Source organism: Elstera litoralis, from assembly GCF_000963705.1.
GTDB classification, from domain to species: domain Bacteria; phylum Pseudomonadota; class Alphaproteobacteria; order Elsterales; family Elsteraceae; genus Elstera; species Elstera litoralis.
The window spans coordinates 1-933 of record NZ_LAJY01000846.1; the positions used below are offsets into that span (position 1 = coordinate 1).

At 50.6% G+C, this 933-nt stretch carries 2 protein-coding genes; both read right to left on the reverse strand.

All coding sequences use genetic code 11. The features are described 5' to 3' along the window. Positions 1-220: 220 nt before the first annotated feature. On the reverse strand, positions 221-544 hold the full coding sequence (locus VZ95_RS23500; RefSeq protein ID WP_084627955.1) for a type II toxin-antitoxin system PemK/MazF family toxin: 324 nt from the start codon (positions 542-544) through the stop codon (positions 221-223). Further along, on the reverse strand, positions 541-759 hold the full coding sequence (locus VZ95_RS20170) for an antitoxin MazE-like protein (protein ID WP_045777455.1): 219 nt from the start codon (positions 757-759) through the stop codon (positions 541-543). The genes VZ95_RS23500 and VZ95_RS20170 overlap by 4 nt, the downstream gene beginning before the upstream one ends. Positions 760-933: the final 174 nt, after the last annotated feature.

The window sequence follows — 933 nt, forward strand, 5'->3', positions numbered from 1 at the left end:
AAAATCTTACCATAATCTTCAGTATAAATAACAAGAACTGCAACTATAATTAAAAATACAGTGACAATAATAATTCTATTTCGTAGTTTATTTGTCATTGCGAGCGCGCCCATCTTCGGTTAAAATCGATTTTCACCTATAAAAATGCATTGGAAACACATCACGAGAGCATTAGACCTTTCCGAGACAGCTTAGGCCACCCGGAGAAAGCTGATTTTCCTCACCCAAAGCCCAATACCAGGGCAAGTGAATGATTAACGGCTATAAGCGTCGCTTCTTCCACGCATCCAAAGACCGGCCCCAATTTTTCGCGCCGAACCGTCATCACCTTGTCGACCATTATCTGCGATGTCTTGGATAAGCCATTAGCAGGCGTCGGTTCGACAGAGATTCTTACGAGTGGAGCAGGAATGAGAGCACTCGTTACCAACGCAACGATAACGGTATCATGCTCGGCCAAAAGATCAGATTGAAGAATAAGAGCGGGACGAGGTTTACCGAAATCGCCCGCTAGCGCGACCGTGACCAGATCGCCCCGTCTCACGCGGTCCAACCCTCTATATCATGCAAGGCCGTCTCAAGCTCATCGGCGAGGGTACTGTCCATTCGATCAGCAGCAGCGGCCAACCGCGCCTGCCGGGCGCATTCCTCGGCAAAGCCTGGACGATTAACGTCAGGAACCCAGATTTTGACCAGCTTCAATCCTGAAGCCCGCAAGGCGGCGTGCTGCTGACGCTGTTCGGAAGATTTTTGAGCCATTTCCCGCTCCCGTCGCTAACACCAGTCTAAGCCGTTCAGAAGAGAAGCTCAATCCTTCCCCCAACTACCGCCGATCTTAGGGCCTACCCTACCCTCAGCGATTCACAACGTCAAGAACAAAAAAGCAACATCGCGACACCAACACCCTGCCCTTGCCGCCTGCTGCCTGCCCTT

Bases quoted from the DNA above. Each gene is read 5' to 3' on its own strand.
- VZ95_RS20170 (WP_045777455.1), bottom strand. From the start codon at position 759: ATGGCTCAAAAATCTTCCGAACAGCGTCAGCAGCACGCCGCCTTGCGG.